At 69.5% G+C, this 25,297-nt stretch carries 27 protein-coding genes; 9 read left to right on the top strand and 18 right to left on the bottom strand.

Annotated elements, in window-relative coordinates:
• Positions 1–3: 3 nt before the first annotated feature.
• A complete protein-coding gene (locus ABIC28_RS22065; RefSeq protein WP_097214326.1) occupies positions 4–1,038 on the bottom strand; it encodes an alpha/beta hydrolase in 1,035 nt (344 codons plus the stop codon).
• Between the two features lie 259 nt (positions 1,039–1,297).
• Between ABIC28_RS22065 and ABIC28_RS22060 the strand changes: the two genes are divergently transcribed.
• Positions 1,298–1,771 (top strand): NfeD family protein, encoded by a 474-nt coding sequence (locus ABIC28_RS22060; protein ID WP_097214327.1) that lies wholly within the window; start codon positions 1,298–1,300, stop codon positions 1,769–1,771.
• On the top strand, positions 1,768–2,529 hold the full coding sequence (locus ABIC28_RS22055) for a slipin family protein (RefSeq protein ID WP_269590172.1): 762 nt from the start codon (positions 1,768–1,770) through the stop codon (positions 2,527–2,529). Before ABIC28_RS22060 ends, ABIC28_RS22055 begins: the two co-directional genes overlap by 4 nt.
• Here ABIC28_RS22055 and ABIC28_RS22050 read toward each other — a convergent pair.
• Positions 2,526–3,362, bottom strand: a complete 837-nt coding sequence (locus tag ABIC28_RS22050; RefSeq protein WP_354580881.1) for a thioesterase family protein — start codon at positions 3,360–3,362, stop codon at positions 2,526–2,528. The genes ABIC28_RS22055 and ABIC28_RS22050 overlap by 4 nt on opposite strands.
• Positions 3,363–3,560: 198 nt before the next feature.
• Between ABIC28_RS22050 and ABIC28_RS22045 the strand changes: the two genes are divergently transcribed.
• Positions 3,561–4,802: a glycoside hydrolase family 1 protein gene (locus ABIC28_RS22045; protein WP_502945064.1), complete on the top strand. Its 1,242-nt coding sequence runs from the start codon at positions 3,561–3,563 to the stop codon at positions 4,800–4,802.
• A gap of 9 nt (positions 4,803–4,811) precedes the next feature.
• Here the strand turns inward: ABIC28_RS22045 and ABIC28_RS22040 are convergent, their stop codons facing one another.
• Positions 4,812–5,282: an SRPBCC family protein gene (locus tag ABIC28_RS22040; protein ID WP_097214352.1), complete on the bottom strand. Its 471-nt coding sequence runs from the start codon at positions 5,280–5,282 to the stop codon at positions 4,812–4,814.
• Between the two features lie 105 nt (positions 5,283–5,387).
• Here ABIC28_RS22040 and rhtB point away from each other — a divergent pair, with 105 nt between their 5' ends.
• The gene (rhtB, locus tag ABIC28_RS22035) at positions 5,388–6,020 is read left to right on the top strand and encodes a homoserine/homoserine lactone efflux protein (protein ID WP_209926608.1); all 633 of its coding nucleotides are present in this window, start codon (positions 5,388–5,390) and stop codon (positions 6,018–6,020) included.
• Positions 6,021–6,042: 22 nt separating this feature from the next.
• Here the strand turns inward: rhtB and ABIC28_RS22030 are convergent, their stop codons facing one another.
• From ABIC28_RS22030 to nadA, 4 genes are all read right to left on the bottom strand, one after another.
• A complete protein-coding gene (locus ABIC28_RS22030; protein WP_097214353.1) occupies positions 6,043–6,456 on the bottom strand; it encodes a VOC family protein in 414 nt (137 codons plus the stop codon).
• 68 nt (positions 6,457–6,524) lie between these two features.
• Positions 6,525–7,388, bottom strand: coding sequence for a carboxylating nicotinate-nucleotide diphosphorylase (nadC, locus tag ABIC28_RS22025; RefSeq protein ID WP_097214329.1), 864 nt, complete (start codon positions 7,386–7,388; stop codon positions 6,525–6,527).
• Between the two features lie 39 nt (positions 7,389–7,427).
• Positions 7,428–8,993 (bottom strand): L-aspartate oxidase, encoded by a 1,566-nt coding sequence (locus ABIC28_RS22020; protein WP_354580878.1) that lies wholly within the window; start codon positions 8,991–8,993, stop codon positions 7,428–7,430.
• Positions 8,993–10,024: a quinolinate synthase NadA gene (nadA, locus tag ABIC28_RS22015; RefSeq protein ID WP_077041882.1), complete on the bottom strand. Its 1,032-nt coding sequence runs from the start codon at positions 10,022–10,024 to the stop codon at positions 8,993–8,995. Before nadA ends, ABIC28_RS22020 begins: the two co-directional genes overlap by 1 nt.
• A gap of 108 nt (positions 10,025–10,132) precedes the next feature.
• Here nadA and ABIC28_RS22010 point away from each other — a divergent pair, with 108 nt between their 5' ends.
• Entirely contained in the window at positions 10,133–10,822 is a 690-nt protein-coding gene (locus ABIC28_RS22010) for an NUDIX hydrolase (RefSeq protein WP_097214331.1), read from the top strand.
• Here ABIC28_RS22010 and ABIC28_RS22005 read toward each other — a convergent pair.
• From ABIC28_RS22005 to bioB, 3 genes are read right to left on the bottom strand one after another with little or no spacing between them, the layout of a single operon-like run.
• On the bottom strand, positions 10,819–11,397 hold the full coding sequence (locus ABIC28_RS22005) for a DUF2567 domain-containing protein (protein WP_269590176.1): 579 nt from the start codon (positions 11,395–11,397) through the stop codon (positions 10,819–10,821). The two genes, ABIC28_RS22010 and ABIC28_RS22005, sit on opposite strands and share 4 nt — an antisense overlap.
• A gap of 2 nt (positions 11,398–11,399) precedes the next feature.
• A complete protein-coding gene (bsaP, locus tag ABIC28_RS22000) occupies positions 11,400–11,654 on the bottom strand; it encodes a biotin synthase auxiliary protein BsaP (RefSeq protein WP_077041885.1) in 255 nt (84 codons plus the stop codon).
• A gap of 10 nt (positions 11,655–11,664) precedes the next feature.
• The gene (gene bioB / locus ABIC28_RS21995; RefSeq protein ID WP_097214332.1) at positions 11,665–12,678 is read right to left on the bottom strand and encodes a biotin synthase BioB; all 1,014 of its coding nucleotides are present in this window, start codon (positions 12,676–12,678) and stop codon (positions 11,665–11,667) included.
• Positions 12,679–12,875: 197 nt separating this feature from the next.
• On the opposite strand from bioB, the gene ABIC28_RS21990 reads away from it, so the two are divergent.
• Together ABIC28_RS21990 and ABIC28_RS21985 are read left to right on the top strand one after the other, a co-directional pair.
• Entirely contained in the window at positions 12,876–13,463 is a 588-nt protein-coding gene (locus ABIC28_RS21990; protein WP_097214333.1) for a TetR/AcrR family transcriptional regulator C-terminal domain-containing protein, read from the top strand.
• A 117-nt stretch (positions 13,464–13,580) separates the two neighbouring features.
• The gene (locus ABIC28_RS21985; protein ID WP_097214334.1) at positions 13,581–14,117 is read left to right on the top strand and encodes a hypothetical protein; all 537 of its coding nucleotides are present in this window, start codon (positions 13,581–13,583) and stop codon (positions 14,115–14,117) included.
• Between the two features lie 77 nt (positions 14,118–14,194).
• Here ABIC28_RS21985 and ABIC28_RS21980 read toward each other — a convergent pair whose 3' ends face one another.
• Positions 14,195–15,766 (bottom strand): class I adenylate-forming enzyme family protein, encoded by a 1,572-nt coding sequence (locus ABIC28_RS21980; RefSeq protein WP_354580873.1) that lies wholly within the window; start codon positions 15,764–15,766, stop codon positions 14,195–14,197.
• A 192-nt stretch (positions 15,767–15,958) separates the two neighbouring features.
• Here ABIC28_RS21980 and ABIC28_RS21975 point away from each other — a divergent pair, with 192 nt between their 5' ends.
• Positions 15,959–17,122, top strand: coding sequence for a lipase family protein (locus ABIC28_RS21975; RefSeq protein ID WP_374102883.1), 1,164 nt, complete (start codon positions 15,959–15,961; stop codon positions 17,120–17,122).
• Positions 17,123–17,142: 20 nt separating this feature from the next.
• On the opposite strand, the gene ABIC28_RS21970 is transcribed toward ABIC28_RS21975, so the two are convergent.
• The 5 genes from ABIC28_RS21970 to ABIC28_RS21950 all read right to left on the bottom strand — a co-directional run bounded on the left by ABIC28_RS21970 (position 17,143) and on the right by ABIC28_RS21950 (position 22,016).
• Positions 17,143–18,099: an alpha/beta hydrolase gene (locus tag ABIC28_RS21970; RefSeq protein ID WP_354580871.1), complete on the bottom strand. Its 957-nt coding sequence runs from the start codon at positions 18,097–18,099 to the stop codon at positions 17,143–17,145.
• Positions 18,100–18,143: 44 nt separating this feature from the next.
• Complete coding sequence (locus ABIC28_RS21965) at positions 18,144–18,899, bottom strand: succinate dehydrogenase/fumarate reductase iron-sulfur subunit (protein WP_097214337.1); 756 nt, start codon at positions 18,897–18,899, stop codon at positions 18,144–18,146.
• Complete coding sequence (locus tag ABIC28_RS21960) at positions 18,896–20,848, bottom strand: fumarate reductase/succinate dehydrogenase flavoprotein subunit (RefSeq protein WP_354580869.1); 1,953 nt, start codon at positions 20,846–20,848, stop codon at positions 18,896–18,898. The genes ABIC28_RS21965 and ABIC28_RS21960 overlap by 4 nt, the downstream gene beginning before the upstream one ends.
• A 68-nt stretch (positions 20,849–20,916) precedes the next feature.
• The gene (gene sdhC, locus ABIC28_RS21955; RefSeq protein WP_097214339.1) at positions 20,917–21,735 is read right to left on the bottom strand and encodes a succinate dehydrogenase subunit SdhC; all 819 of its coding nucleotides are present in this window, start codon (positions 21,733–21,735) and stop codon (positions 20,917–20,919) included.
• Positions 21,732–22,016, bottom strand: a complete 285-nt coding sequence (locus ABIC28_RS21950; protein ID WP_097214340.1) for an Rv0250c family protein — start codon at positions 22,014–22,016, stop codon at positions 21,732–21,734. The genes sdhC and ABIC28_RS21950 overlap by 4 nt, the downstream gene beginning before the upstream one ends.
• Before the next feature lie 138 nt (positions 22,017–22,154).
• On the opposite strand from ABIC28_RS21950, the gene ABIC28_RS21945 reads away from it, so the two are divergent.
• Positions 22,155–23,444 carry a cytochrome P450 gene (locus ABIC28_RS21945; protein ID WP_354580866.1) on the top strand — a complete coding sequence of 430 codons (1,290 nt, stop codon included), beginning with the start codon at positions 22,155–22,157 and terminating at the stop codon, positions 23,442–23,444.
• Here ABIC28_RS21945 and bioD read toward each other — a convergent pair.
• Together bioD and ABIC28_RS21935 are read right to left on the bottom strand one after the other, a co-directional pair.
• Complete coding sequence (gene bioD, locus ABIC28_RS21940) at positions 23,414–24,115, bottom strand: dethiobiotin synthase (protein ID WP_354580864.1); 702 nt, start codon at positions 24,113–24,115, stop codon at positions 23,414–23,416. The two genes, ABIC28_RS21945 and bioD, sit on opposite strands and share 31 nt — an antisense overlap.
• Complete coding sequence (locus ABIC28_RS21935) at positions 24,112–25,251, bottom strand: 8-amino-7-oxononanoate synthase (RefSeq protein WP_502945063.1); 1,140 nt, start codon at positions 25,249–25,251, stop codon at positions 24,112–24,114. The genes bioD and ABIC28_RS21935 overlap by 4 nt, the downstream gene beginning before the upstream one ends.
• Positions 25,252–25,297: the final 46 nt, after the last annotated feature.

Genomic DNA, 25,297 nt, shown 5'->3' with positions numbered 1-25,297 from the left:
CGTTCAGACGGCGGTGAGGGCAGGGGCCTCGGCGGCGGGTGTGCAGGTGCGGATGAACTCGCCGACCCTGGCGATCGCCCGCTCCGCCTCCGGGATCAGACCGGCGGCCGCGTGGAAGACGTGCACCTGACGATCCCAGACCTCCAAGGTCACCGATACCCCGGCCGCCCCCAGGCGCTGCGCCATCAGCTCCGCATCCGGGTAGAGGATCTCGGTCGAGCCGACGTGGATCAGCACCGGCGGCAACCCCGCCAGCACCCCGTTCACCGGGGAGGTTCGCGAGTTCGCGCCCGCCCTCGCGGCCGCCACGTCCGCGAGTGCGAGCAGGACCGAGCGCGGGATCAACGGGCAGCCGTCGGCTGCCGGGTGCGCCAGCTTGGTCGACGGATCGATATCAGTGAGCGGCGAGAGCGCGACGAGCCCGGCCGGGGTGGGCAGGCCCAGTTCGGCGATCGCGATGGCGGTCGCGAAGGTCAGGTATCCGCCGGCGGAGTCGCCCGCGATGACGATCCGCTTGCCCTCGAATCCCTGCTCCAGCAACCACCGGTACCCTGCGACGCCGTCCGCGATGGCCGCGTCGATCGGATGCTTGGGCAGCATCCTGTAGTCGACAGCGAGCACCGGCACGCCTGCCGCGCCGGAGATCCGTGAGACCAGGTTCCGGTGGGTGTTCAACCCACACGTGAGGAAGCCGCCTCCATGCAGGTACAGCACCACCGCGTCGCGCATCGCGTCGCGGGCCTGGAGCCATTCGGCGCCACAGTGCTCGAGGCGGATCCGGCGTCGGCCCACTCCCCGGCCCGGCGGAACGATCCTGGCCGCGAGGTCCAATGCGCCCGCGGGCCACAGGGGACTCGGCCAGCGGGCCCACACCTCGAGCGCGGGCTTGACGGTGAATCGGATGGACTCGGCCAGGATCCTGGACCGGAGGCTGGCACCGGCGATGAACCGCGGCTCCGCGGCGACCGCGATCCGTGGGGATCGCGTCGATCGTGCCCGGCGGACGGACCGCCCCGACGGCGATGTGTTCGCAGTCATGTGAGCTCCCGGCATTGCGCCTAACTACCACTGCCGAAAGTTCAAAGGCAGTTGAATCATGGTACGTGATCCAGAACACATTTACGAGGACGTAACAATCCCGACCGCAGGTCAGCAGGTCAACGCGGGGGTCGCTGGGCGGGTCACACAGCCGGTGGCCGCGGCGCGTGTACCGGATTACCGTGGAGTCGAGGGTTCGGCCGCTAAGTGGCTATGCGAGCGACCGGGCCCCCTTCGAACGTTGATCGCGGGAGTGGAAATGATCGCGTTGGGCCTGTTCGCGCTGGCGGTGGGCATCCTGCTGATCGTGGTCGAGGCCCATACCCCGACCGCGGGGATCCTCGGAGCCGCGGGCGCGCTCCTGTCCGCCGCGGGCGTGTGGATGCTGTTCGCCGCCGATGGCGCCGGGTCGGTGATCGCGGTCCCGGTGACGGTGGGTGTCGCGGTGGTCGGGCTCGGCGTGATGACGCTGGCCGGCCGAAAGGCGCTGGTCGCGAGGCGCCTGCCCGTGCACAGTGGGCCCGAGTCGCTGATCGGCACGAACGCCGTCGTCCGGAACTGGACCGGATCGCACGGTCAGGTGGAGACGGCGGGCGGGCTCTGGCGCGCCAAGGTGGAGTTCGGGTACGAGCAGGATCCGGAGCCGTCGGAGGGCGAGTCCGTCGTGGTCGAGCGGATCCGTGGCCTCACGCTGTCCGTGCGCCGCCGCGAACCGTGGGAGTGGTCACCGTGACCGTCGTATTCGCCCTTCTCGTCATCGTCCTCCTGCTGGTGTTGGTTCTCCCCGGCAGCTCGGTCCGGATCCTGCGCGAGTACGAGCGCGGTGTGGTCTTCCGGCTGGGCCGGGTCCTCGACTCCAAGGGGCCCGGGCTGGTCCTGCTGGTCCCGGCGGTCGACCGGATGGTGCGCGTCAGCCTGCGCACGGTGACGCTCAAGATCCCGGTCCAGGAGGTGATCACCCGCGACAACGTGCCCGCGAGGGTCACCGCCGTCGCGTACTTCCGGGTCATCGACGCCGACCGGGCGATCGTCGAGGTGGAGGACTTCCTGCTCGCGACGCTGCAGATCGCGCAGACCACGCTGCGCTCGATCTTGGGCAAGGCCGAGCTCGACTCCCTGCTCGCCGAGCGGGAACGGCTGAACGAGGACCTGCAGAAGGTGATCGACCAGCAGACCGAACCGTGGGGCGTGAAGGTCACCACGGTCGAGATCAAAGACGTCGAGATCCCCGAGAACATGCAGCGGGCGATCGCGCGGCAGGCCGAGGCGGAGCGCGAGCGGCGGGCCAAGATCATCAACGCCGAGGGCGAGTTCCAAGCGGCGGAGAAGCTCGCACTCGCGGCCGACATCATCAGCCGCAATCCGACGACCCTGCAGCTGCGCTACCTGCAGACGCTGCGGGAGATCGCCGGCGAGCACAACTCGACGATGATCTTCCCGCTGCCGCTCGACCTGGTCCGGCCGTTCCTCGGCGAGGACAGAAAGAGCTAGTTCGTCGCGGGTATCTCGAATTCGCCCTGGCCCGCGAAGTCCACCTGCCGCCGCGCGTTGGCGAGCGCACTGACCACGCAGGTACCGATCGGGCCGCCCCGGTCGAACATCGTCGCGGTGCCCACGGCCAGGCCGTCGGAGCTGATGTGGTCGTCCGCCTCGATTCCGACGTCGGGACCCTCGGGCAGCCTGGCCAGCACCAGGGTCAGGTCGACGTTGATGAAGCCGACCCCCTCACTGCCCCAGTTGGTCATCAGGCTGGTCGGCTCGCCCGCCATCGCGGCGCGCGCGAACTGCGACGGCTCCTCCCCCGCCACCACCGGAAGGTGCCTGGCCCACATGCGTTTACGGCTGACACCCTGATGTTCGAACATCGAGGTGGACCAGCCGTCGGGGTGCGAGTCGCTGCCGAAGTACGGCGGCGTGAGCGCGTCGGTCGGCGGGGCGATCGAGGCCGGTGGCGGCGACGGGCGGCGGTCGCGGGTCCAGACCTCGCCGGGCGGCTGCTCCGACGGGCGCAGGAAGACCGCGGACGCGCGCGCGACGGTCTCCCCGTCCTGGAGCAGCTCCGCGTCGGCGACCCGGATCCGCTTGCCCTCGCGCACCGTCGTGGTCGCGGTGGTCAGTGGCCGGGTCCGCGCCGGACGGAACAGGTCGACCGTCAGCCTGGTGGGCACGAATCCGTCACCGCCGTGGCCGTTTTCGAGCGCACGGGCGAGAAGTCCGCACAGCGCCACACCGCTGACCATGTCCGGTGACCACCGGCTGACCGCGAAGGGCAACGCCACGTATCCGTCGGGGGTCGTGTCGAAGAAGGCAAGCGGAGAGTTCACGAGCGGCACCTCTCGGGTCGGCGGGTCCGGCCCCCATCATGGGTGGCCGCGGGCCCGCAGCGATGCGGAATCGTTGACACCTCGAACGTAATTCATCGGCGAAACGACCCCACGAGCGGACCCCGCTGCCCTACCGTGCGACGCGTGACCCGAATCGCCCGGATCCTGGCCCTCGTCCTCGCGGTGGCGGCAGCTCCGCTGGTCGCCGGATCACCCGCCCAGGCCGCCCCGGCCGGACTGGGCGCCGATTTCGAATGGGGCGTTGCCACCTCCGGCTTTCAGTCCGAGGGCTCGCCGCCGGACAGCAACTGGTCGCGCTACGTGTCGTCGGGCAAGACCCACGACCCGTACGGCTCCGGGCCCGACTTCCGGCACCGCTACCGGGAGGACATCGCCCGCGCGGCGGCCCTCGGCGTCGACGTGTTCCGCTTCTCCGTCGAATGGGCCCGGGTCCAACCCACCCCGGACGGCTGGGACGAGGCCGAGTTCGCCTACTACGACGACGTGATCGACGAGATCCGCGGGCACGGCATGAAGCCGATGATCACCCTCGACCACTGGGTATACCCGGGCTGGATCGCCGACCGAGGCGGCTGGGCCGACCCGGACACGCTGGCCCGCTGGCTGACCAACGCCGAGCGGGTGGTGGAGCGCTACGCCGGCGCAGGGGCCGACTGGATCACCTTCAACGAGCCGACGGTGTTCGTGCAGAAGGAGCTGACCTTCGGCGGCATCTCGCTGCCCGCGGCCCCGCAGATGCTGGACCGGATGGTCGGCGCGCACCGCGCCATCTACGACACCATCCACCGCCTCGACCCCGACGCCCGCGTCTCGAGCAACGTCTCCTACATCCCCGCCGCGATGGGCGCGGTGGACTCGGTCTTCGCCGACCGGGTCCGCGACAAGCTGGACTTCCTCGGCCTCTACTACTACTACGGCGTCTCCCTGGACAACCTGACCGCGGCGGCCGCCGTGTCCGACGCCTTCTACGACATCCGGCCGCAGCCGGACGGGATCTATCACGCCGCGATGTACTACGCGCGCAAGTACCCGGAACTGCCGATCTACGTGGTGGAGAACGGGATGCCCACCGACAACGGCGCGCCGAGGCCAGACGGGTACACCCGCTCGGATCACCTACGCGATCACGTCTACTGGCTCGGCCGGGCGCGGGCCGAGGGCGCCGACGTGATCGGCTACAACTACTGGTCGATCACCGACAACTACGAGTGGGGCACCTACCGGCCCCGGTTCGGTCTCTACACCGTCGACACATTGACCGACCCGACGCTGACCCGCAGGCCAACCGACGGCGTCGCCGCATACCGGGAGCTGATCGCCGCCGGCGGCGTGCCGGCGGACTATCGGCCGGTGATGGCGCCCGCGTTCTGTTCGCTGGTCAGCCCGCCGCAGAGCTGCCTGAGCCCGACCGGCTCCTAGCCGCGGCCGTCAGGCGTATCGCCGCTGCAGACCCTCGAGCGTCTCCGAGATCCCCTTCGCGTTCTTCTGGGGAAACCCGATGAGCTCGAAGGACTTTGCCAGCTTGGAGCCGGTGTAGTCGAAGACCTCGGTGACCTGTGTCTGCGGCACCGGCGCGTCGGCAGAGAAGACCTCGGCGAACTCCCAGCGCCACCGGTGCCCGAATGGGTGCCGCCACTCGATCAGCCTGCCGTCCTCGAACGCCGTGACGGTGCTGGTGATGCGGTAGGGGAAGCCGTACATCCGCATCGACATCGAGAACTTGTCGCCCCGCTCGAGTCGGGCGGGCCCCGAGACGGAGGCCTGCACGGTCCCAGAGCCGTCCAACTCGTGATGTCGTCTCGGGTCGGCGACCAGGCCGAACAGTTCGTTCACGGGGGCATTGACCAGGACGCGGCGGGCCACCCTGCGGGGTCCCAGGTCTACGGGCTCGACAGACAGTGCGGGCATGGCCACAAGATACGCGTGGCAGCCCCGTCCTATGCTCCAACCGCGGGCACGCGCGTCGCGTGTCGCCCGCTCCTCGTAGGTGAAGGTGGAGTTCTCATGGCCTGGCAGGTGTGGTTCGCGTTCTTCGGCGCCGCGTGGGTGATCAGCCTGTCCCCCGGCGCGGGAGCGATCGCGTCGATGTCCACCGGCCTCAGTCACGGTCTGCGCCGCGGCTACTGGAACATCCTCGGCCTGCAGATCGGGCTGTTGCTACAGGTGGTCATCGTCGCGGCCGGGGTCGGCGCCCTCCTCGCCAGCTCGGCGCTGGCGTTCACCGTCATCAAGTGGTTCGGCGTCGCCTACCTGGTCTACCTCGGGATCCGGCAGTGGCGGGCCTCGCCGACCGAGGTGTCCGCGGAGACCGATACCCGCCGCCACTCCGCCGCCGCCCTGGTCGCGCGCGGGTTCCTGGTCAACGCCAGCAACCCGAAGGCTGTGGTCTTCATGCTGGCCGTCCTCCCGCAGTTCCTGAACCCGGCAGCACCCCTGGTCCCGCAATACGCGATCATCGCCGCGACGATGATCGCCGTGGACGTAATGGTGATGACCGGCTACACCGGGCTGGCCGCGCGGGTGCTGCGGATGATGCGGTCACCGAAACAGCAGCGGGTCACCGGCCGGGTGTTCTCCGGCCTGTTCTTCGCCGCGGCAGCGTTCCTGTCGCTTGTGCGGCGGGGCGCGACGGCCTAGCCGCGATACGGCCGCCAGGCCGTCAGGCCTGCGGGGCTCCGATGTTGACCATCCAACCGATGCCGAACTTGTCGGTACACATGCCGAACTCATCGCCCCACATCTGCTTCTCCAGCGGGACCGACACGGTGCCTCCGTCGGACAGCTTCGCCCAGTAGCCACGCAGCTCGTCGCCGTCGTCGCCGCTCAGGCTCACCGCGATGTTCTCCCCGGGCTTGTGCTCCATCCCGGGCGGCGTGTCTGCCCCCATCAGCGTGTATCCGCCGGGGGTCTCCAGCATGCCGTGCATGATCAGGTTGGCCTCGGGGGCATCCGGTGCGCCGAACTCACCGAAGGTGCTCAGGTTCAGGGTTCCGCCGAACACACCCTGGTAGAACTCCATGGCCTGCCTCGCGTTGTCGGCGAAGCTGATGTACGGGTTGAGACGAGAGCTCATCTGGTTCTCCTTCATCCGTCGCACGTTCGGTCTCTTGCAGACTAGCGCGGCCCGGCGACAGGAAACGGCTACATGTCCAGGCCGAGATCCAGCACCGTCACCGAATGCGTCAGCGCACCGACCGCGAGATAGTCCACCCCGGTCCGGGCGAAGTCAGCCGCGACGTCGAGCGTGAGCCCGCCGGAGGACTCGAGCTTGGTCCGCGGCGCCACCGCATTGCGCCGCTGGACCGCGGTCTGCGTCTCCCAGAGCGCGAAGTTGTCCAGCAGCACCAGCTCGACATCCTCCGCGAGCACCTGGTCGAGCTGGGCCAGGCTGTCCACCTCGACCTCGCACTCGATGTCCGGGGCCGCCGACCGCACCGCGTTCAGCGCGGCGACCACCGAGCCCGCCGCCGCGACGTGGTTGTCCTTGATCAGCGCCGCGTCCCCGAGGCCCATCCGGTGGTTGACCCCGCCGCCCATCCGGACCGCGTACTTCTGCAACGCGCGCAACCCGGGGAGGGTCTTGCGGCTGTCGCGGATCCGGCAGTCGGTGCCCTGCACCTCCTCCACCCAGGCCGCGGTGGCGGTCGCGATCCCGGACAGGTGGCACATCAGGTTGAGCATGGTGCGCTCCGCGGTGAGCAGGTCCCTCGTCGGGGCCAGCACGGTCAGCACCGACTCCCCCGGCCGCACGACGGCACCGTCGTCTACGCGTGCCAGCACCTCGTAGTTTCCCGCGCCGACCACCTCGTCGAGCACCAGCAGGCCCACCTCGATCCCGGCCACCGTGCCCGCCGCCCTGGAGACCACGGAGGCCTTGGCCACCGCGCCCTCGGGCACCGTCGCCACCGAGGTGATGTCGGGGCCGTACCGCAGGTCCTCGCCCAGCGCCACCCGCACCAGGGTGAGGATCTCGTCGCGGTCCAGGCCGTCAGCCAGCGTGGTCATCGTGCTCCTGTCGAAAGTCGTCACAAGGGTCGTCTGTCTCTAGTTCGGGGCCGTCACGAGTTCGGGCAGCTCGAGTTCGCCGTCCGACCCCAGCCGGACCTCGATGCCGTGGCGCAACGATTCCGAGGCCTCGGGGAAGTCGCTGCGAGTGTGGCAGCCCCGGCTCTCGGTCCGTGCGCGGGCCGCCAGTACCAGGGCGGCGGCCGTCACGGTGAGCGCGGCGTCCTCGAGACCCGTCGCATCGGCCGGGACGAGCTGCACCGACCCGGCGAGTTCGCTTGCCGCCGTCGACAATCCGGCCCCGTCCCGGACCACCGAGGCGTGCGCGGTCATCAGCGCCTGCATCCGATCGCGGGCGACGTGCGGCCGCGACCGCAGGTCCGCTGAGCCGACCTCCACCGGCAGTCCGGACCGCTCGACAGCCGCGATGCCTGCCCGCTCCCCGACCACGAGCCCCTCGAGCAGGCTGTTCGACGCCAGCCGATTGGCGCCGTGCAGACCGGTGCGCGCCACCTCGCCCGCCGCGTAGAGCCCGGACACCTCGGTGCGCCCGTGCACGTCGGTCACCACCCCGCCGCACGCGTAGTGCGCCGCCGGGGCCACCGGGATGAGCTGGTGCGCGGGGTCGATCCCCGCGGCCAGGCAGGAGGCGGTCACCGTCGGGAACCGCTCCGCGAACCCGGCGAGCCCGCGCGCGTCGAGGTACACGTGGTCGGTGCCGAGGCGGCGGATCCGGTCCGCGATGGCGCGCGAGACCACATCACGCGGCGCCAGGTCCCCCATCGGGTGCACCCCGGCCGTCACCGAGTCACCGTTGCCGTCCACCAGGATCGCGCCCTCGCCGCGCACGGCCTCGCTGATCAGAGGCCGCCGGCCGATGCCGCCGGGGGTGAACAGCACGGTCGGGTGGAACTGCACGAACTCGACGTCCGCGACGGCCGCACCGGCGTCCAGCGCCAGCGCAATGCCGTCGGCGGTCGCGCCGGGCGGGTTGGTGCTGCACGAGTACAGCTGCCCGAGCCCACCGGTGGCAAGCAGCACCGACGGCGTGTGGATCACGCCGAGCCCCTCGTCTGAGAGCACCAGCAGACCCACCACACCGCGATCGTTGGTGACGACCCGCGCGGCCGCCGCGCCGAACAGCACGGGCAGGCCCGCGGCGTTGAGCGCCCGCTGCACCTCGGCGCCGGTGGCGTCGCCGCCCGCGTGGATGATCCTGCGGGTGCTGTGCCCGCCCTCGCGGGTGCGGGAGACCGCGCCGTCGCGACCCCGGTCGAAGACCGCACCGAGGTCGGTGAGCGCGGCGACGGCGACGGCGCCGCCCGCGACGATCGAGCGCACGGCATCCTCGTCGCACAGCCCGGCGCCCGCCGCACAGGTGTCCGCCACGTGGGAGTCGACCGAGTCCGTGCGCAGGTCGCCGACGACCGCGATGCCGCCCTGCGCGTACTGCGTGGCAGTGTCGGTCGGTCCGCCCTTGCTCACGGTGAGCACCTTCAGGCCGCGCAGCGAGGCGGCGCGGGCCGCGGTCAGTCCCGCGACCCCGCCGCCGACGACCACGAGGTCGGCGTTCGCCTCCCAGCTCGCCTCGCCGGCAGGCGTCATTACTCGCCGCCGCCCGGGTTGCCGATCTCGATCATCCGCTGCACGGACTTGCGCGCCCGCTCAGCGGTGGCCAGGTCGACGTGCACCTCGTCCTTGCCCTCGATCAGGCAGCGCAGCAGCGCGGCCGGGGTGATCATCTTCATGTACGGGCAGGAGGCGCGGTCGTTGACGGCCTGGAAGTCGATCTCGGGCGCGGCCTTGCGCAGCTGGTGCAGCATGCCGACCTCGGTCGCCACCAGCACCTGCTTCGCCTTGCTCGCGCGGGCCGCGTCCAGCATGCCGCCGGTGGACAGGATCTTGACCTTGTCCTCGGGTACGAAGCCCTCGCCCGCGAGGTACAGCGCGGAGGTGGCGCAGCCACACTCCGGGTGCACGTACAGCTCGGCGTCAGGGTGCGACTTGGCCTGCGCGGTGAGCTCGTCACCGTTGATGCCGGCGTGCACGTGGCACTCGCCCGCCCAGATCTGCATGTTCGTCCGGCCGGTGACCCGCTTGACGTGCGCGCCGAGGAACTGGTCCGGCAGGAACAGCACCTCGCGGTCGGGGTCGATCGAGTTCACCACGTCGACCGCGTTGGACGAGGTGCAGCAGATGTCGGTCAGGCCCTTCACCTCGGCCGTGGTGTTCACGTACGACACCACCACCGCGTCGGGGTAGTCGGCCTTCCACGCCCGCAGGTCGTCCGCGGTGATCGAGTCGGCCAGCGAGCAACCGGCGCGCTCGTCGGGGATGAGCACGGTCTTGCTCGGGCTGAGGATCTTCGCGGTCTCGGCCATGAAGTGCACGCCACAGAACACGATGGTGTCCTCCGGCGCCTCGGCGGCGATCCGGGACAGCGCCAGCGAGTCGCCGACGTGGTCGGCGACGTCCTGGATGGCGGGCAGCTGGTAGTTGTGCGCGAGCAGCGTCGCGCCGCGCTCCTTGGCGAGGCGCCGCACCTCGGCCGCCCACTCCGGAGTGGCCTCCACACCTGTGTAACCGCCGGGTGCGTCCGTGATCGAACCCGCACCTGCCCACAACGTCGATGTCATGGCCTTGCTCCTTCACCGTGGATCCGGTCGGTCTGCGCCGGATCTGCCATCCGATTCCCCGCACGTGCGGGTTTCGATTCTCGGGGTTTTCGACTTAGGATCGAAAACATGCCCCATCGTAGCACCGTCCACGAAGTGCTCACCGCGGTCTTCCAGGTTCGCGACTTCGACGGCCGCCCCGAACTGGCGGTCCTTCTGTGGCAGCGGGCCCTGGACCCGCAGAAGGGCACCTGGTCGCTGCCCGGCGGACAGCTCTGCGACCACGAGGACCTGATCACCTCGGCACGGCGTCAGCTCGCCGAGAAGGTCGACGTGCGCGAGGTGGCGCACCTGGAGCAGCTCTCGGTGTTCAGCGATCCCGCCCGGGTCCCCGGCGACAGGCGGATCGCATCGACCTTCCTCGGGCTGATCCCCCTGCCCTCCGATCCGCACCTGCCCCCGGACACCGCCTGGCACCCGGTCTCCGCCCTGCCCGAGATGTCGTTCGACCACGGCGTCGTTGTCGCACACGCCAGGGCGCGGTTGGCGGCGAAGCTGTCGTACACCAACATCGCCTTCGCCCTTGCCCCTGCCGAGTTCGCGATGTCGACCCTGCGCGAGATCTATTGCGCCGCACTCGGCTACCAGGTGGACGCCACCAATCTGCAGCGGGTGCTCGGCCGCCGCGGGGTGCTCACACCAACCGGCACCACCGCGCCATCGGGCAAAGCGGGCGGTCGTCCGCCCGCGCTCTATCGGTTCGCCGAGTCGCGGCTGCGCGTCACCGACGAGTTCGCCGCCCTTCGACCGCCGAGCTAGGCCTCCAGCCCACTGTGCACCTGCTGGGGCATCGGCCCTGGAAGGTCGCCGGCAGGTGCACTCTCGTCGGAAGCCGGGGCGACACCGAGGTCGTCGCGCGGGCTCATCGAGGCGAGCACCAGGTACACGAAGGCCGCCACCAGCGGCTGCAGGATGAGCACCATCGCGGTTCCCAACCCAGGCGAGACGGGGACGATCTGCCCCTCGATGGCGTCGGGGAGGTCGGGGAACCGGAGCCCCGCGACCCCGAGGCCGACAACCGCGGTGGTGGCGGCACCAACGGCCGACCCGATCAGCAGGCCGATCAGCACGACCGGACCACGCACCGAACGCCACAGCCAGGCCGCCGACGCGCTCAGCACGCCAACGGTCAGGCCGGCGCACAGGAACAACGCGACCGCATCGAACTGGTGGCCGCTCTCGGAGGTCAGCGACGCCGCGCGACCGCCGGAGATCACCAGGAAATGCTGTGCGGGCACGAGCAGCCCCCACCCGATCCCGGCGAGCGCACTGGCCGCGACCACCGCCACCACGATGCGCGCGGCGGCACGGATCTCCGACCTGTCGACGGCCACGGTCAGCGCTGGCCCAGGTAGCTGGAGTCGAGGACGCCGTGCCGGGAGCACTTGGCCCACCACCCGTCGGGACTGATCTGCACGATCATCCGCCTGCCGCAGTCCTCACAGAAGCGCGGCGGCTCCAGGCCGAGCTGAGCCGCGGCCGGGATGGTGTCGTCGAAACCCGGCACCACCCGTCGACCGGTGAACGGGTTGTAGCGCTCGACGATCTCGTCGACGGGCGCGGCATTGCTCAGCTCTTGAGGGAACGTCACGTATCCAACCCTAGATGGTGTCGTTGAGAACCTTGATCGGCATCTGCAGCTCGCCGAGCAGGTCGAGGTCCTGTTCCGCCGGGCGGCCCAGCGTGGTCAGGTAGTTACCGACGATGACGGCGTTGATTCCGCCCAGGATGCCCTGCTTGGCACCCAGGTCACCGAGGGTGATCTCCCGGCCGCCCGCGAACCTCAGGATGGTGCGCGGCAACGCCAGCCGGAATGCGGCGACGGCACGCAGCGCGTCGCTTGCGGGCAGCACCTCGAGGTCACCGAAGGGGGTGCCCGGGCGCGGGTTCAGGAAGTTCAGCGGCACCTCGTCGGGATCGAGCTCGGCCAGGTTGGCGGCGAACTCCGCGCGCTGCTCGAGGGTCTCGCCCATGCCGAGGATGCCGCCGCAGCAGACCTCCATGCCTGCCTCGCGGACCATCTTCAGGGTGCCCCAGCGCTCCTCCCAGGTATGCGTGGTGACCACGTTCGGGAAGTGCGACTTGGAGGTCTCGAGGTTGTGGTTGTAGCGATGCACACCCATCGCGGCGAGCTGGTCGACCTGCTCCTGGGTGAGCATGCCCAGCGAGCACGCGATCTGGATGTCGACCTCGTTGCGGATGGCCTCGATACCGGCCGCGACCTGCGCGAGCAGCTTCTCGTCCGGTCCGCGGACGGCGGCGACGATGCAGAACTCGGTGGCGCCGGACTTGGCGGTCTGCTTGGCGGCCTCGACCAGGCTCGGGATGTCGAGCCACGCGGCGCGGACCGGGGAGGCGAACAGCCCGGACTGCGAGCAGAAGTGGCAGTCCTCGGGGCAACCGCCGGTCTTGAGGCTGATGATGCCCTCGACCTCGACCTCGGGCCCGCACCACTTCATCCGCACGTCGTGGGCGAGGCCGAGCAGGTCCTCGAGGCTCTCGTCCGGCAGCTGCAGCACGGCGAGCGTCTGCTCCTGGGTGAGTCCCTCACCGCGCTCGAGGACCTGTTCCCTGGCGACGGCGAGAATGTCTGTGCGGGCGGGGGCCTGGGTCACTGCAACTCCTCGGGGGCTGGACACGGTGCCGCAGAAAAGCCGCGGCGGTGCCGCAACTTGAACGCTGCGGCGGTTCCGCAACTTGAACGCTGCGGCGGTGCCGCAACTTGAACACCGTGCAAGTTGAACGGCGTTCAGGTTAGGGTCGTGGTGGAATGGTGTCAAACGCCACACGACAACTCAGGGGATGACGAACAGTGCAACTGCGACGCGGTGACGTCCTCGGTGGCGCGATCGCCATCCTCGACGAGTACGGCCTCGGGGACCTCACGATGCGCAGGCTGGCCACCTCGCTCGGCGTACAGCCGGGGGCGCTCTACTGGCACTTCCCGAACAAGCAGACGCTGCTCGCCGCCATCACCGACGAAATGCTCGCCCGGGTCTCCGCACCGCTCGACGCGCACGACTGGGATGCCCGGCTGGCGGCGTTCGCGCACCGGATCCGCGACGCCCTGCTCGCGCACCGTGACGGCGCCGAGCTCGCCGCCGCGTCGTACTCGGCGCGGCTGGCCACCAACGACGCCAGGGACACCCTCGCCCGCGCCTGCGTCGAGGCAGGCCTGCCCGACGACGAGTCCGAACTCGCGGCCGACACGTTGCTCTACTACATCCTCGGCCAGACCATGGACGAGCAGTCCCGCATGCAGATGGACTCGCACGGCGCCCTCGTCGAGGACGCATCCCCGCTCTACGACAGCACTAGCGGCACAGCACGTTTCGACTACGGGCTGAGCCTGTTCGTGGACGGTGTGCGCAGCCGGCTGCACGCGGCGGTCCGGGACTAGGTTACGTCTCGCGGTCGAGTACCGCGCTCGAACTCCCTTCACTACCAACGGAATAACTGGTTTGCGCGAGGTTTTCGCACCTGCCATCATCCTCGGATGAAGATATCGAAAGTTGCGGTGCTCGGTGCCGCTGCGGCGCTGTCCGTCGGACTCGCCGGCTGCGGTTCCGCCGAGGAATCTGCGTCCGCCGCCACCTTGGTCGCATCGACCAGCGTCGCGGCCTCGTCGCCCGCATCGATCGACTACACGAGCCTGCTCATCGAGCCGAGTGACATCGACGCCGGCTGGACATTGGTGTCCACCAAGCCGGAGCAGGACGGCATCACCGGCAATTTCGGCAACAGTGAGGACACTGAGGCGATCAGTACGTCTGTCATCGTGCACGAGGATTCGGAGACCGCCGCCGCAGCCGTCGCGGCGGCAAAGGACGCCGTGTCCCAGGAAGCCGGAGGCGCGACCTTTTCTCCCGCCGACGTCGGTGTTGGCGGCGGCATACTGAATGACCAGAGTGGGACGACCGTCGTGGTTTTCGGTGAGGGCAGGGCCTTTGCGTTCCTCGAATTCAACAGCAAGACCGGTGAACGCGTTCCGGCCGAAGTGGCAATCGAGATCGCGAAGGTACAGGACGCCACCATCAAGGCGGGCGTGAAGTAAGTCGGACCCCTCGGTGGCGGTTGGGAGCGGGCTGACGCCCGCCCTCAACCGCCACTGCGGCTCAGGCCTCCGCCCGGTCAGATCCGCGGCGTGAGAGCGACCTTGCGGATCTTGCCCGCGGGCGTCATCGGCAGGCCGTCGACCACCTCGACCCCGTCGGGCACCTTGTACTTGGCCAAGGCGAGCCTGCACCGCTCGAGCAGCGATTCGACGTCCACCGTGGCGCCGGCCGCGGGCACCACGAAGGCGTACCCGCTCTCGCCGAAGGTCTCGTCGGGCACCCCGATCACCGCGGCCATCGCCACCGTCGGGTCCGCGACCAGCACATTCTCGACCTCGGCCGGGTAGACGTTGTATCCGCCCCGCACGTACATCTCCTTCTGGCGGCCGAGCAGAGTGACGTGCCCGTCCTCCGACATCGACGCGATGTCGCCGGTGGCCAGCCAGCCGTCGGCGTGGAAAGTCGCGGCCGACTCGTCCGGCAGCTGCCAGTAGCCCGCCGCCACGCACCCGCCCCGAACCTGCAGTTCGCCGGCCTCGCCCGGGCCGAGCGGGTTGTTCCTGTCGTCGACGACACGGCCCTCGAATTCGCCGGTCATGGTCCCGATGCTGCGGCCGACCGTCTCCAATGAGTCACCCGGCGGCGAGATCACGCAGGCCCCGGATGTCTCGGACATGCCGTAGAGGTTCGCGATCCGGACGCCGTCGAATCGCGCCGCCACCTGCTCGGCCAGGGCGGGCTCGAGGTTGGACCCGCCGACCACACACAACCGCACGCTCGACATGTCCACGCCGGCAACGGAGTCCGTGCCGAGCACCATCTTGTACATGGTCGGGACGCCGACGAACATCGTCACCCCGGCACCGGCCATCGCGTCGACCACCAGGTCCGGGTGGAACCTCGGCAACAGCGCGATGGCGCCGCCGGTGACCAGGGTCGAGCCCAACGTGCACGTCAGCCCGCCGACATGGTTGAACGGCATGACGCCGAGGATCACGTCCGCGGCCGTCTGCTCGAACCGCTCCGCCTGGGCAGCGGCCGAGGCGAGCAGGCTGGCGTGAGTGATGGTGGCACCCTTGGGCGTCCCGGTCGTTCCCGAGGTGTAGAGGATCACCGCCGGATCCGCGGGGCGGACGCCCTCGGCGGCGCAGGCGAGCAGCGCCGGATCGGGCTCGGTGGCGGCGAGGTCCGACCATCGCGCTCCACCAGGAACCTCGTCACCACCGAGGAACACCAGATGCTCGACCGTCGGGATGTCGGGACGCAGCTGGTCGAGAAACGGCCCGAACTCGAATCCGTTCGACTCCGCGTCGCAGATCAGGGCGCGAGCCCCCGACTGCGTGAGCATGTGGGTGAACTCGCGCTCGCGGTAGACGACGTTGAGGGTGACCAGCACGGCGCCGATCTTCGCCGCGGCGAGGTGCGCGACGATCCAGTCAGGCGAGTTCGTCGCCGCGATGGCGATGCGGTCCCCGCGGCCGATACCCAGACGCAGCCACCCGGTGGCCACACGGTCCGACCGCGCGTCGATCTCGGCGTAGCTGATCGCCTCACCACCGAAGTGGACAAAAGTCGCCTCGGGCGCTGTCGCGACCCGGGCCGCGAGCAGCGCGGGAATCGTGGGCCAGTTGCCAATTCCGTTGTCCATCAAGCATTCCGATCAGTCGTCGGGAGGGCGCCGGCACCACCGCCGCCACACCCACCCGGAGTCGGGCGGCGTGACGGCGATCACATCGGCAAGCTTGCGCCACTGTAAGCGGACCTAACGAACTAAGCAAGCATGCTTGCTTGTTTTCCGCCCCTCCGCACGCGATGGCCTCATTGCGCCCACAATGGGTGAATGGTCGGCCGGTTCGATCGCGGTACCCATCCGTCGGGGCGTTTCGCACGCTCCGCGGGCGCGATGCTGGTCGCGGCGCTCGTCGCGGCGGCACTGACGCTGACCGTGCCTGCGCACGCCGCGCCCGCTGGACCGCCAGGCACCGTCGCCTCGTCCGGACCTCTCGTGCGTGAGTACTGGATCCCCGACGCGGCGGACGCCCACCTGGTGACCTACTGGTCCACCGGCCCGGGCGGCAGGCCGGCGCTGAGCACCGGCGCGGTCTTCATCCCGCCGGGCCAGGCCCCGCCCGGCGGCTGGCCGGTGGTGTCCTGGGGGCACGGCGCGATCGGGCTCGCCGACGAGTGCGCACCCACGGCCACCGGGGTGCTCGGCGGCGGCTACCTGACGCGCTGGCTGACACAGGGGTACGCCGTGGTCGCCACCGACTACGTGGGCCTGGGCACCCCCGGGATCCATCCGTATCTCGACGGCCGATCGCAGGCCTACAGCGTCGTCGACATGGTCCGCGCCGCCCGCGCGATCGTTCCGTCCCTCTCCCGCAAGTGGGTGGCGCTCGGTCAGTCTCAGGGCGGCCAGGCCGCGATGGTCGCCGCCTCGCTCGCCACCTCGTACGCCCCTGAACTCGACTACCGCGGCGCCGTCGGCCTCGGGGTGCCGTCGAACATCGAGAACCTCGCGCCGCTCGGTGGCCCGGCCTTTCCGGAGCTCCCGCTGACCGGCACCACGGTGTTCATCTCTTACATGCTGGCCGGGCTGCGGGCCACCCGCCCCGATATCGACGTCGACGGCTACCTCAGCCCGCTCGGCCGCGAGGTGCTGGACCGGGCCGAATCGCTCTGCTACCCCGAGGCGGCGGAGGCGTTCGCGGGGATCTCGATCGGCGAGTTGCTCTCCCGGCAACTGGACGACCCGGTGATCCTGTCCGCGCTGCGCGAGATGCTGGAGATCCCGACCCGCGGATACGACCGCCCGTTCTTCATCGGGCAGGGCATGCTGGACGAGGTGGTCCCGGCGCCGCTGACCCTGAAACTGGTCGCGGACCTGACCGGCAATGGAGAACAGTTCACCTTCCGGCCCTACCCGGCAGGACACCTCGGGACGATGCGGTTGTCGCTACCCGACGCGACGGACTTCGTCCGCGAGGCCTTCCGGGTGCCATGAGCCCACGGGCGCCGAAACCCTCAGTCCCCGTGTAACGCCCGGTGCAGCGTGATCGTCGCGAGCAGCATCGCGGCGCGGGCGGCGTGCGTGTCGGCCAGCGCGTTGAGCATGACGAAGTCGTGGATCATGCCCTGGAACCGCACCGCGGTGACCGCCACGCCTGCGGCGCGCAGCTTGTTGGCGTAGGCCTCGCCCTCGTCGCGCAGGACGTCGGCCTCCCCGTTGATGACCAACGCAGGCGGCAGGCCCGCGACCATCTCCTCGGTAGCGCGCAGCGGCGAGGCCAGCACCTCGGCGCGCTGGCCCGGATCGGTCGTGTACTGGTCCCAGAACCAGGCCATCGCGCCCGCGGTGAGGAAATAGCCGTCCGCGAACTGGCGGTAGGACTCCGTGTCCTGGCCTGAGTCGGTCACCGGATAAAAGAGCACCTGCTGGCGGAAGTCCGGACCGCCGCGCTCCTTCGCCATCAGGGTGAGGGCGATGGTCATGTTGCCGCCCACGCTGTCGCCCGCCACCGCGAAGCGGGTCGCGTCGAGACCCGCCTCGGCGCCGTGTGCGGCTATCCAACTGGCGGTGCCGTAGATCTCCTCGATGGCCGTCGGATACTTCGCCTCGGGCGAGAGGCTGTAGCTCGGGAACACCACGGCCGCATCAGCGCCCACCGCCAGCTCACGGATCAGCCGGTCGTAGATGTGGGTGTTGCCGAAGACCCACCCCGCACCGTGGTTGTACTGGATGACGGGCAGCGTCCCGCTCGCGCCCTTCGGCCGAACGATGCGGACCGGCACCGCCCCCGACGGTCCGCCAGGGATCACCCGGTCCTCGGTCTCGACCGGCGGCGCGACCGTGTCACCCGCCTGCACCTCGTCGAATTTCATGCGGCCCTCTGCCACGGGCAACTCATAGATGAACGGCGGCACCGCCGTCGCGTCCGCGAACTCCTTGGCGTCGCGCTCGAGAACCGGCTCGTTGGACATCGGAGCTTCCTTCCCTCGTCGAACATGGTGCCCGCCGACCGGGTTCAGCTGTCGCCGCGCCGGAACAGTTTGTTGCCCAGCCAGACGATCGGGTCATAACGCCGGTCGACGACGCGTTCCTTCATCGGGATCAACGCGTTGTCGGTGATGCGGATGTTCTCCGGGCACACCTCGGTACAGCACTTGGTGATGTTGCACAGGCCCAGTCCGTGCTCGTCCTGCGCGGCGTCGCGTCGGTCGGCGACATCGAGTGGGTGCATCTCCAACTCGGCGACCCGCATCAGGAACCGCGGTCCGGCGAAGGCCTGCTTGTTCTCCTCGTGGTCGCGCACCACGTGACAGGTGTTCTGGCACAGGAAGCACTCGATGCACTTGCGGAACTCCTGCGATCGCTCCACATCCACCTGTTTCATCCGGTACTCCCCCGGCTTCAGCCCCGGAGGCGGCGTGAAAGACGGGATCTCCCTGGCCTTCTGGTAGTTGAAGGACACGTCGGTGACCAGGTCCCGGATCACCGGGAAAGTCCGCATCGGGGTGACGGTGATGACCTCGTCCTCGGTGAACGTGGACATCCTGGTCATGCACAACAGCCGGGGTCTGCCGTTGACCTCCGCCGAGCACGATCCACACTTGCCCGCCTTGCAGTTCCAGCGCACAGCCAGATCCGGTGCCTGGGTGGCCTGCAAGCGGTGGATGATGTCGAGGACCACCTCACCCTCGTTGACCGGTATCGAATAGTCCTGCAGATCACCGCCGTCCACGTCCCCGCGCCACACCCTGAAGCTCGCGTCGTAGGTCATGACGGGCCCTCACTTCCTATTCGGGCCGAGTCCGGGTGATCGGCGAGTTCGGCGTCCGTGTAGTACTTGGCCAGTTCCCCGAGATCGAACAGCGCCAACAGGTCCGCGCGCATCGGCTGCTGAGGTTCGGGCGCGACCGTTACATCGGGCACCACGGTGCCCGCAGCGGTGTCGGCGCCGCCGACCACGCTGCACACCAACAACGTGCCCCGCCACCCCGAGTCCATCGCCGGGTGGTCGTCCCTGGTGTGCCCGCCCCTGCTCTCGGTCCGCATCAACGCCGCCTTCGCGACGCACTCGCTGACCAGCAGCATGTTCCGTAGGTCCACCGCGAGGTGCCAGCCGGGGTTGAACTGCCGGTGTCCCTCGACCGTGACGCCGGGGATCCGCCGCCTGATCTCCTCCAACTTCGCCAGCGCCTCCCGGATCTCGCCGTCCGTCCGGATGATGCCGACGAGATCGTTCATCGTCTGCTGGAGCTCGGTGTGCAATGTGTACGGGTTCTCCGCGGCCTCGCCCTCAGCCGGCGGATCGAACGGTGCCAGCGCCATCGCCGCGGCCGCGATCACGTCGGCCTCGTCGATCACCGGCCTGCGATCGAGCGACTCCAGGTAGTCCGACGCCCCGAGGCCGGCTCGACGACCGAAGACCAACAGGTCCGACAGCGAGTTCCCGCCGAGCCGGTTCGACCCGTGCATGCCGCCCGAGCACTCCCCCGCCGCGAACAGGCCGGGGAGGCTGGACGATCCGCTGTCGGGGTCCACCTCGATGCCGCCCATCACGTAGTGACAGGTCGGCCCGACCTCCATCGGCTCCTTGGTGATGTCGACGTCGGCGAGCTCCTTGAACTGGTGGTGCATGGACGGCAGCCGACGCACGATCTCGTCGGCGGGCATCCGGGAGGCGATGTCGAGGTAGACGCCCCCATGCAGCGTCGACCGCCCCGCCTTGACCTCCGAGTTGATCGCCCTGGCCACCTCGTCGCGCGGCAGCAGGTCCGGCGTGCGGCGGTTGTTGTCCGGATCGGTGAGCCAGCCGTCCGCCTCCTGCTCGGTCTCGGCGTACTGGCCTTTGAACACCGGCGGGATGTAGGAGAACATGAACCGTTCGCCCTCGGAGTTCTTGAGCACCCCACCGTCGCCGCGGACCCCCTCGGTCACGAGGATCCCCTTCACGCTCGGCGGCCACACCATCCCCGTCGGGTGGAACTGCACGAACTCCATGTTGATCAGGTTCGCGCCCGCGCGCAGGGCCAGCGCGTGCCCGTCGCCGGTGTACTCCCACGAGTTCGAGGTGACCTTGAAGGACTTGCCGATCCCACCTGTGGCCATCACGATCGCGGGCGCGTCGAACAGGATGAACCGCCCGGATTCGCGCCAGTAACCGAACGCGCCCGCGATCCGGCCGTCCTCCCGCAGGAGCTCGGTGATGGTGCATTCGGCGAACACCTTGATCCGAGCCTCGTAGTCGCCGGTCTCGGCGAAGTCCTCCTGTTGGAGGGCGACGATCTTCTGTTGCATGGTGCGGATGATCTCCAGGCCGGTGCGATCCCCCACGTGCGCCAGCCGCGGATAGGTGTGGCCACCGAAATTGCGCTGGCTGATCCGGCCGTCCTCGGTCCGATCGAACAGCGCGCCATAGCTTTCCAGCTCCCACACTCGGTCGGGCGCCTCGCGCGCGTGCAGCTCGGCCATCCGCCAGTTGTTGAGGAACTTGCCGCCGCGCATGGTGTCCCGGTAGTGCGCCTGCCAGGAGTCCTTGGAGTTGGCGTTGCCTATGGCGGCCGCGCAGCCGCCCTCCGCCATCACCGTGTGTGCCTTGCCGAACAGCGATTTGCAGACCACCGCGACGGAATGACCGCGTTCACGTGCCTCGATGACCGCGCGCAGTCCCGCGCCTCCTGCGCCGATCACGACGACGTCGTAGGTGTGCCGTTCGACCTCGGCCACGGGCGGCCCCCTTTGATCTCGGTTGCTCCTTGGATCGATCAGTGCTTGAGCTCAATCTATGCTCGAACTCAATCAATAAAACGCAGGTCGGAGATGGTGCCGCTGGCGACGAGCATGATGTAGAAGTCCGTGATCATCAGCGTCGCGAGCGTCGTCCAGGCGAGCTGCATGTGCCGGGTGTTGAGCCGGCCGACCAGGGTCCAGAGCCGATACCGGACCGGGTGCGCCGAGAAGTGCTTGAGCCGGCCACCGGTGATGTGCCTGCACGAGTGGCAGGACAGTGTGTACGCCCACAGCAGGATCACGTTCACCAGCAGGATGACGTTGCCGAGGCCGAAGCCGAACCCACCGCTCTCACCGTGGAAGGCGGCGATCGCGTCGTAGGTGTTGATCAGCGAGACGATCAGCGCCGCATAGAAGAAGTAACGGTGCGAGTTCTGCAGGATCAGCGGCAACCGCGTCTCGCCGGTGTACCGCTCGTGCGGCTCGGCGACCGCACACGCGGCGGGCGCCAGCCAGACCGAGCGGTAGTAGGCCTTGCGGTAGTAGTAGCAGGTGATCCGGAAGCCGAGCAGGAACGGCAGCACCAGGAAGCCGAGCGGTATCCACATCGGCAGCTCTCCGATGGGTGTACCGAAATGGCTGGACCCCGGCACGCACGAGTCGCTCAGGCACGGCGAGTAGAACGGGGTCAGGTAGTGGTATTGGTCGACCCAGTAGGCGGTGCGGACCCAGGACCGGATGCTCGCGTACACGACAAAGGTGGCCAGCCCCAGAGTCGTCAGCAGTGGGGCCAGCCACCATCGGTCCGTCCGCAGGGTGCGCGCGGATATCCGCGCGCGCGAGGATCCGGTGACGCCACCGGACACCCGTGCCGGCGCGCTCACCGGCGCTCGTGGGGATGACCGCCTACGCCCTCGTCGTCCGCGCCGAGCCACAGCGTCTGGTCGTACGGGGTGTCCGGCACGGGCACCCGCTCGTGCTGCCCGCCGTGCGCCATCCGGGGAGGCGACTCGTCGAGGTCACCCGCGTCGAGTTCCAGTCGCTCCACGTCATTGGCGAGCCTGCGGACCGCAGCCGCGTCGCCGTAGACCGTGCGGAGCGAGCCGACGCACTGCCGCAGGTGCCCGATCGTGCGTTGCAGCTCCATCATTTCGGTGGTGGACATTCGAACCTCCGAGACCCGATGATGTGATTGCTATCACACTACGGTAAGCGCATGGCCACGACCCCGCATCCGACTCGGCAATTCGTCGGAACCGCTCTTGAATCGGGCGCCGTGTCGGACCGACAGAAGGGTGTTCGCATGGTGTCCCAGCGTGGTCGTCGAACCGCTCCGCAGGATCCGATCCCCGGGCTCGACCTGCCCGCGGGATTCGATTTCACCGATCCCGATCTGTACGTGACGGGTGTGCCGCACGCGCAGCTGGCCGCGCTCCGTGCGCACTGCCCGGTGTGGTGGAACCCGCAGCCGCCCGACGTCGGCGGCTACCGCGACGAGGGCTACTGGGTGGTGACCAAGCACGCCGACATCCGGGAGATCTCGCGGAACTCCGAGCTCTTTTCGAGCTGGGAGAAGACCGCCATGGTCCGGGTCGAGGATGACATCACACCGGAGAACGTCGAGATGCAGCGGCTCATCATGCTGAACAAGGACGCACCGGAGCACACCACGCTGCGCAAACTCGTCGCCCGCGGGTTCACGCCACGGGCGATCTCGAACCTGCGCGCGACCCTCGCGGAACGCGCCGAGAAGATCGTCGCGTCCGCCGCGACGGCGGGCAGCGGCGACTTCGTCTCGCAGGTCGCCTGCGAGCTACCGTTGCAGGCCATCGCCGAACTCATCGGTGTGCCGCAGGAGGACCGCCGCAAACTCTTCGACTGGTCCAACGAGATGACCGGCGGCGACGACCCTGACTACGACACCGACCCGCTGACCGCCTCCGCGGAGATCCTCGGGTACGCCTACCAATTGGCCGACGCCCGCCGTCAGTGCCCGGCCGAGGACATCGTGACGACCCTGATCCAGGCCGATATCGACGGCGACGAGCTCACCCCTGAGGAGTTCGGGTTCTTCGTGATCCTGCTGACGGTGGCGGGCAACGAGACCACCCGCAACGCCATCACCCACGGGATGATCGCGTTCCTGGAGAACCCGGACCAATGGGAGTTGTTCAAGCGCGAGCGGCCGGCCACGACAGCCGACGAGATAGTCCGATGGGCGACGCCGGTGACGGCGTTCCAGCGGACCGCGACCGCCGACACGGTGCTCGGCGGTCAGCAGATCCGCAAGGGCGACCGGGTCGCGATGTTCTACGCCTCCGGAAACTTCGACGAGGACGTGTTCGACAATCCGACGAGGTTCGACATCACCCGGGATCCCAACCCGCACCTGGGCTTCGGCGGCTCGGGCGCACACTTCTGCCTCGGCTCGAACCTCGCCCTGCTCGAGATCGACCTGATCTTCAACGCACTGGCCGACCGGATACCGGACATCTCCCGCCTCGGCGACCCACAACACCTGCGCTCCGGCTGGCTCAACGGGATCAAGCGGTTCGACGTCGACTACGGCAGCGGCTGCCCCGTCAAGCGCTGAGCGAGCGCCGGATCGAACCATCCGGGCGCCGCGGCCACGAATGCCTCGCGCTCGAGCACGGCCGAGCCGGCCGGAACCGACCCGAGCAGCGGTACGCCGGTCACCTCGGCGAGCTCCTCGAGGTTGCAGCGGGCGGCGAGGTCCGGCTCCGACGGCCACGAGCCGATGACCAGACCAACGCAGGGCACCTCGGCGGATTCGAGCGCACGCACCGTGAGCGCGCTGTGGTTCAGGGTGCCGAGCCCCGCCGCGGCGACCACGAGGACCGGGGCGCCGAGCTCCCGCGCCACGTCGACGAGCGTGAAGCCGTCCGCCCCGAGGCGGACCAGCAGCCCGCCCGCGCCCTCGACGAGGGTCAGGTCATGGGTGGCGTCCAGCGCACGGGCCGTGGCCACCACCTCGGCACACTCCAGCTGGGGCATCCCTGCGCGGCGGGCGGCGGTGTCGGGGGCGAGCGGCTCCGGGTACCGGACCAGCTCGACCACCTGGTCCACGCCCGAAAGCCGCTGCACCTCGGCCAGATCCCCCGGCTCGTCGACGCCGACGCCGGTCTGCGCCGGCTTGCACACGGCCACCGTGCGACCGGCGGACAGCGCGACCGAGACGAGCGCGGCGGTCACCACGGTCTTGCCGACGTCCGTCGAGGTCCCGCTGATGAGCAGCACGCTCACGCGGGCGCCCCGGCGAGGATCTCGGTGAGAACGGTCTCGATGGTGGCGAGCTCGTCCGGGGTGATGGTCGCCCGCGCGGTCAGGCGCAGCCGGGAGGTGCCCTCCGGCACCGACGGCGGACGGAAGCAGCCGACGTGCAGCCCGCGTTCGCGACAGGCCTGGGCCGCGTCGAAGGCCCGCTGAGCGTCGCCGAGCACCACCGAGACCACCGCGGACTCGGGCTCCGGGACGCCGGCGATTCGCGCCAGGTCCGCGGCCCGGCCGAGGACGGCGGCCGCCCGTTCCGGTTCGCGTTGCAGCACCTCGAGCGCGGCCCTCGCTGCGCCGACCGCGGCGGGCGCGAGCCCGGTGTCGAAGATGAAGGGGCGGGCGGCGTCGATCAGGTGCGCGCGGATCCGGGCGTCGCCGAGCACCACGCCGCCCTGGCTGGCCAGCGACTTCGACAGCGTCGCGGTGATCACCAGGTCCGGCTCCCCCGCCAACCCGACCTCGTGGACGAGCCCGCGCCCGCCGTCGCCCCGCACCCCGATCGCGTGGGCCTCGTCCACCAACAGCACCGCACCGTATTCGCGGCAGACCCGGTGCAGCTCGCGCACCGGCGCCAGGTCGCCGTCGGCACTGAACACCGAGTCGGTCAGCACCAGGGCACGCGCCTCGGTCCTGGTCGCGAGCGCGTCGCGGACCGCGTCCACGTCGGCGCGCGGACTGACCTGCACCCGAGCCCTCGACAGCCGGCAGGCGTCGACGAGCGAGGCGTGGCTGCCCGCGTCGGAGACGATCAGCGAGCCCTTGCCGGACATCGCGGTGACCACGCCGAGATTCGCCGCGTACCCCGAGGAGAACACCAGCCCGGACTCGGCGCCGACGAACTCGGCCAGTTCACGCTCGAGCAGTTCGTGTTCGGTGGTGGTCCCGGTGACCAGGCGCGAGCCGGTCGCGCCCGCACCCCAGCGGCGCAGCGCCGCCATCGCGCCGTCGATCACCTCCGGGTGTCGGACCAGACCGAGGTAATCGTTGGAGGCCAGGTCGATCGTCGCCGGGGCAGGCGTGCGCGGCCGCAGCTCACGCCGCAACCCGGCGTCACGGCGCTGCTGCGCGACGTCGTCCAGCCAGCTCAGTGCGTCATCGTTTCCCACGATGACGCACCATACGCCAGGACTTGAACGGCGTTCAAGCCATGGC

The sequence above is a fragment of the Rhodococcus sp. PvR044 genome, assembly GCF_040548995.1.
GTDB lineage: Bacteria > Actinomycetota > Actinomycetes > Mycobacteriales > Mycobacteriaceae > Rhodococcus_G > Rhodococcus_G oryzae.
Note: the sequence above shows the minus strand (reverse complement) of the source record. Positions and strands in the feature narration are given on the sequence as shown.

Coding starts and splice junctions, on each gene's coding strand:
- ABIC28_RS22020 (WP_354580878.1), bottom strand. CDS start 8,993: ATGACGCCTGCCGGCGAGGCGAGCTGGGAGGCGAACGCCGACCTCGTG.
- ABIC28_RS21980 (WP_354580873.1), bottom strand. CDS start 15,766: ATGGACAACGGAATTGGCAACTGGCCCACGATTCCCGCGCTGCTCGCG.
- ABIC28_RS21945 (WP_354580866.1), top strand. CDS start 22,155: ATGGTGTCCCAGCGTGGTCGTCGAACCGCTCCGCAGGATCCGATCCCC.
- ABIC28_RS22030 (WP_097214353.1), bottom strand. CDS start 6,456: ATGAGCTCTCGTCTCAACCCGTACATCAGCTTCGCCGACAACGCGAGG.
- ABIC28_RS22060 (WP_097214327.1), top strand. CDS start 1,298: ATGATCGCGTTGGGCCTGTTCGCGCTGGCGGTGGGCATCCTGCTGATC.
- ABIC28_RS21975 (WP_374102883.1), top strand. CDS start 15,959: ATGGTCGGCCGGTTCGATCGCGGTACCCATCCGTCGGGGCGTTTCGCA.
- rhtB (WP_209926608.1), top strand. CDS start 5,388: ATGGCCTGGCAGGTGTGGTTCGCGTTCTTCGGCGCCGCGTGGGTGATC.
- ABIC28_RS22010 (WP_097214331.1), top strand. CDS start 10,133: ATGCCCCATCGTAGCACCGTCCACGAAGTGCTCACCGCGGTCTTCCAG.
- ABIC28_RS21965 (WP_097214337.1), bottom strand. CDS start 18,899: ATGACCTACGACGCGAGCTTCAGGGTGTGGCGCGGGGACGTGGACGGC.
- nadC (WP_097214329.1), bottom strand. CDS start 7,388: ATGACCACGCTGGCTGACGGCCTGGACCGCGACGAGATCCTCACCCTG.
- nadA (WP_077041882.1), bottom strand. CDS start 10,024: ATGACATCGACGTTGTGGGCAGGTGCGGGTTCGATCACGGACGCACCC.
- ABIC28_RS21950 (WP_097214340.1), bottom strand. CDS start 22,016: ATGTCCACCACCGAAATGATGGAGCTGCAACGCACGATCGGGCACCTG.
- ABIC28_RS22065 (WP_097214326.1), bottom strand. CDS start 1,038: ATGACTGCGAACACATCGCCGTCGGGGCGGTCCGTCCGCCGGGCACGA.
- ABIC28_RS21970 (WP_354580871.1), bottom strand. CDS start 18,099: ATGTCCAACGAGCCGGTTCTCGAGCGCGACGCCAAGGAGTTCGCGGAC.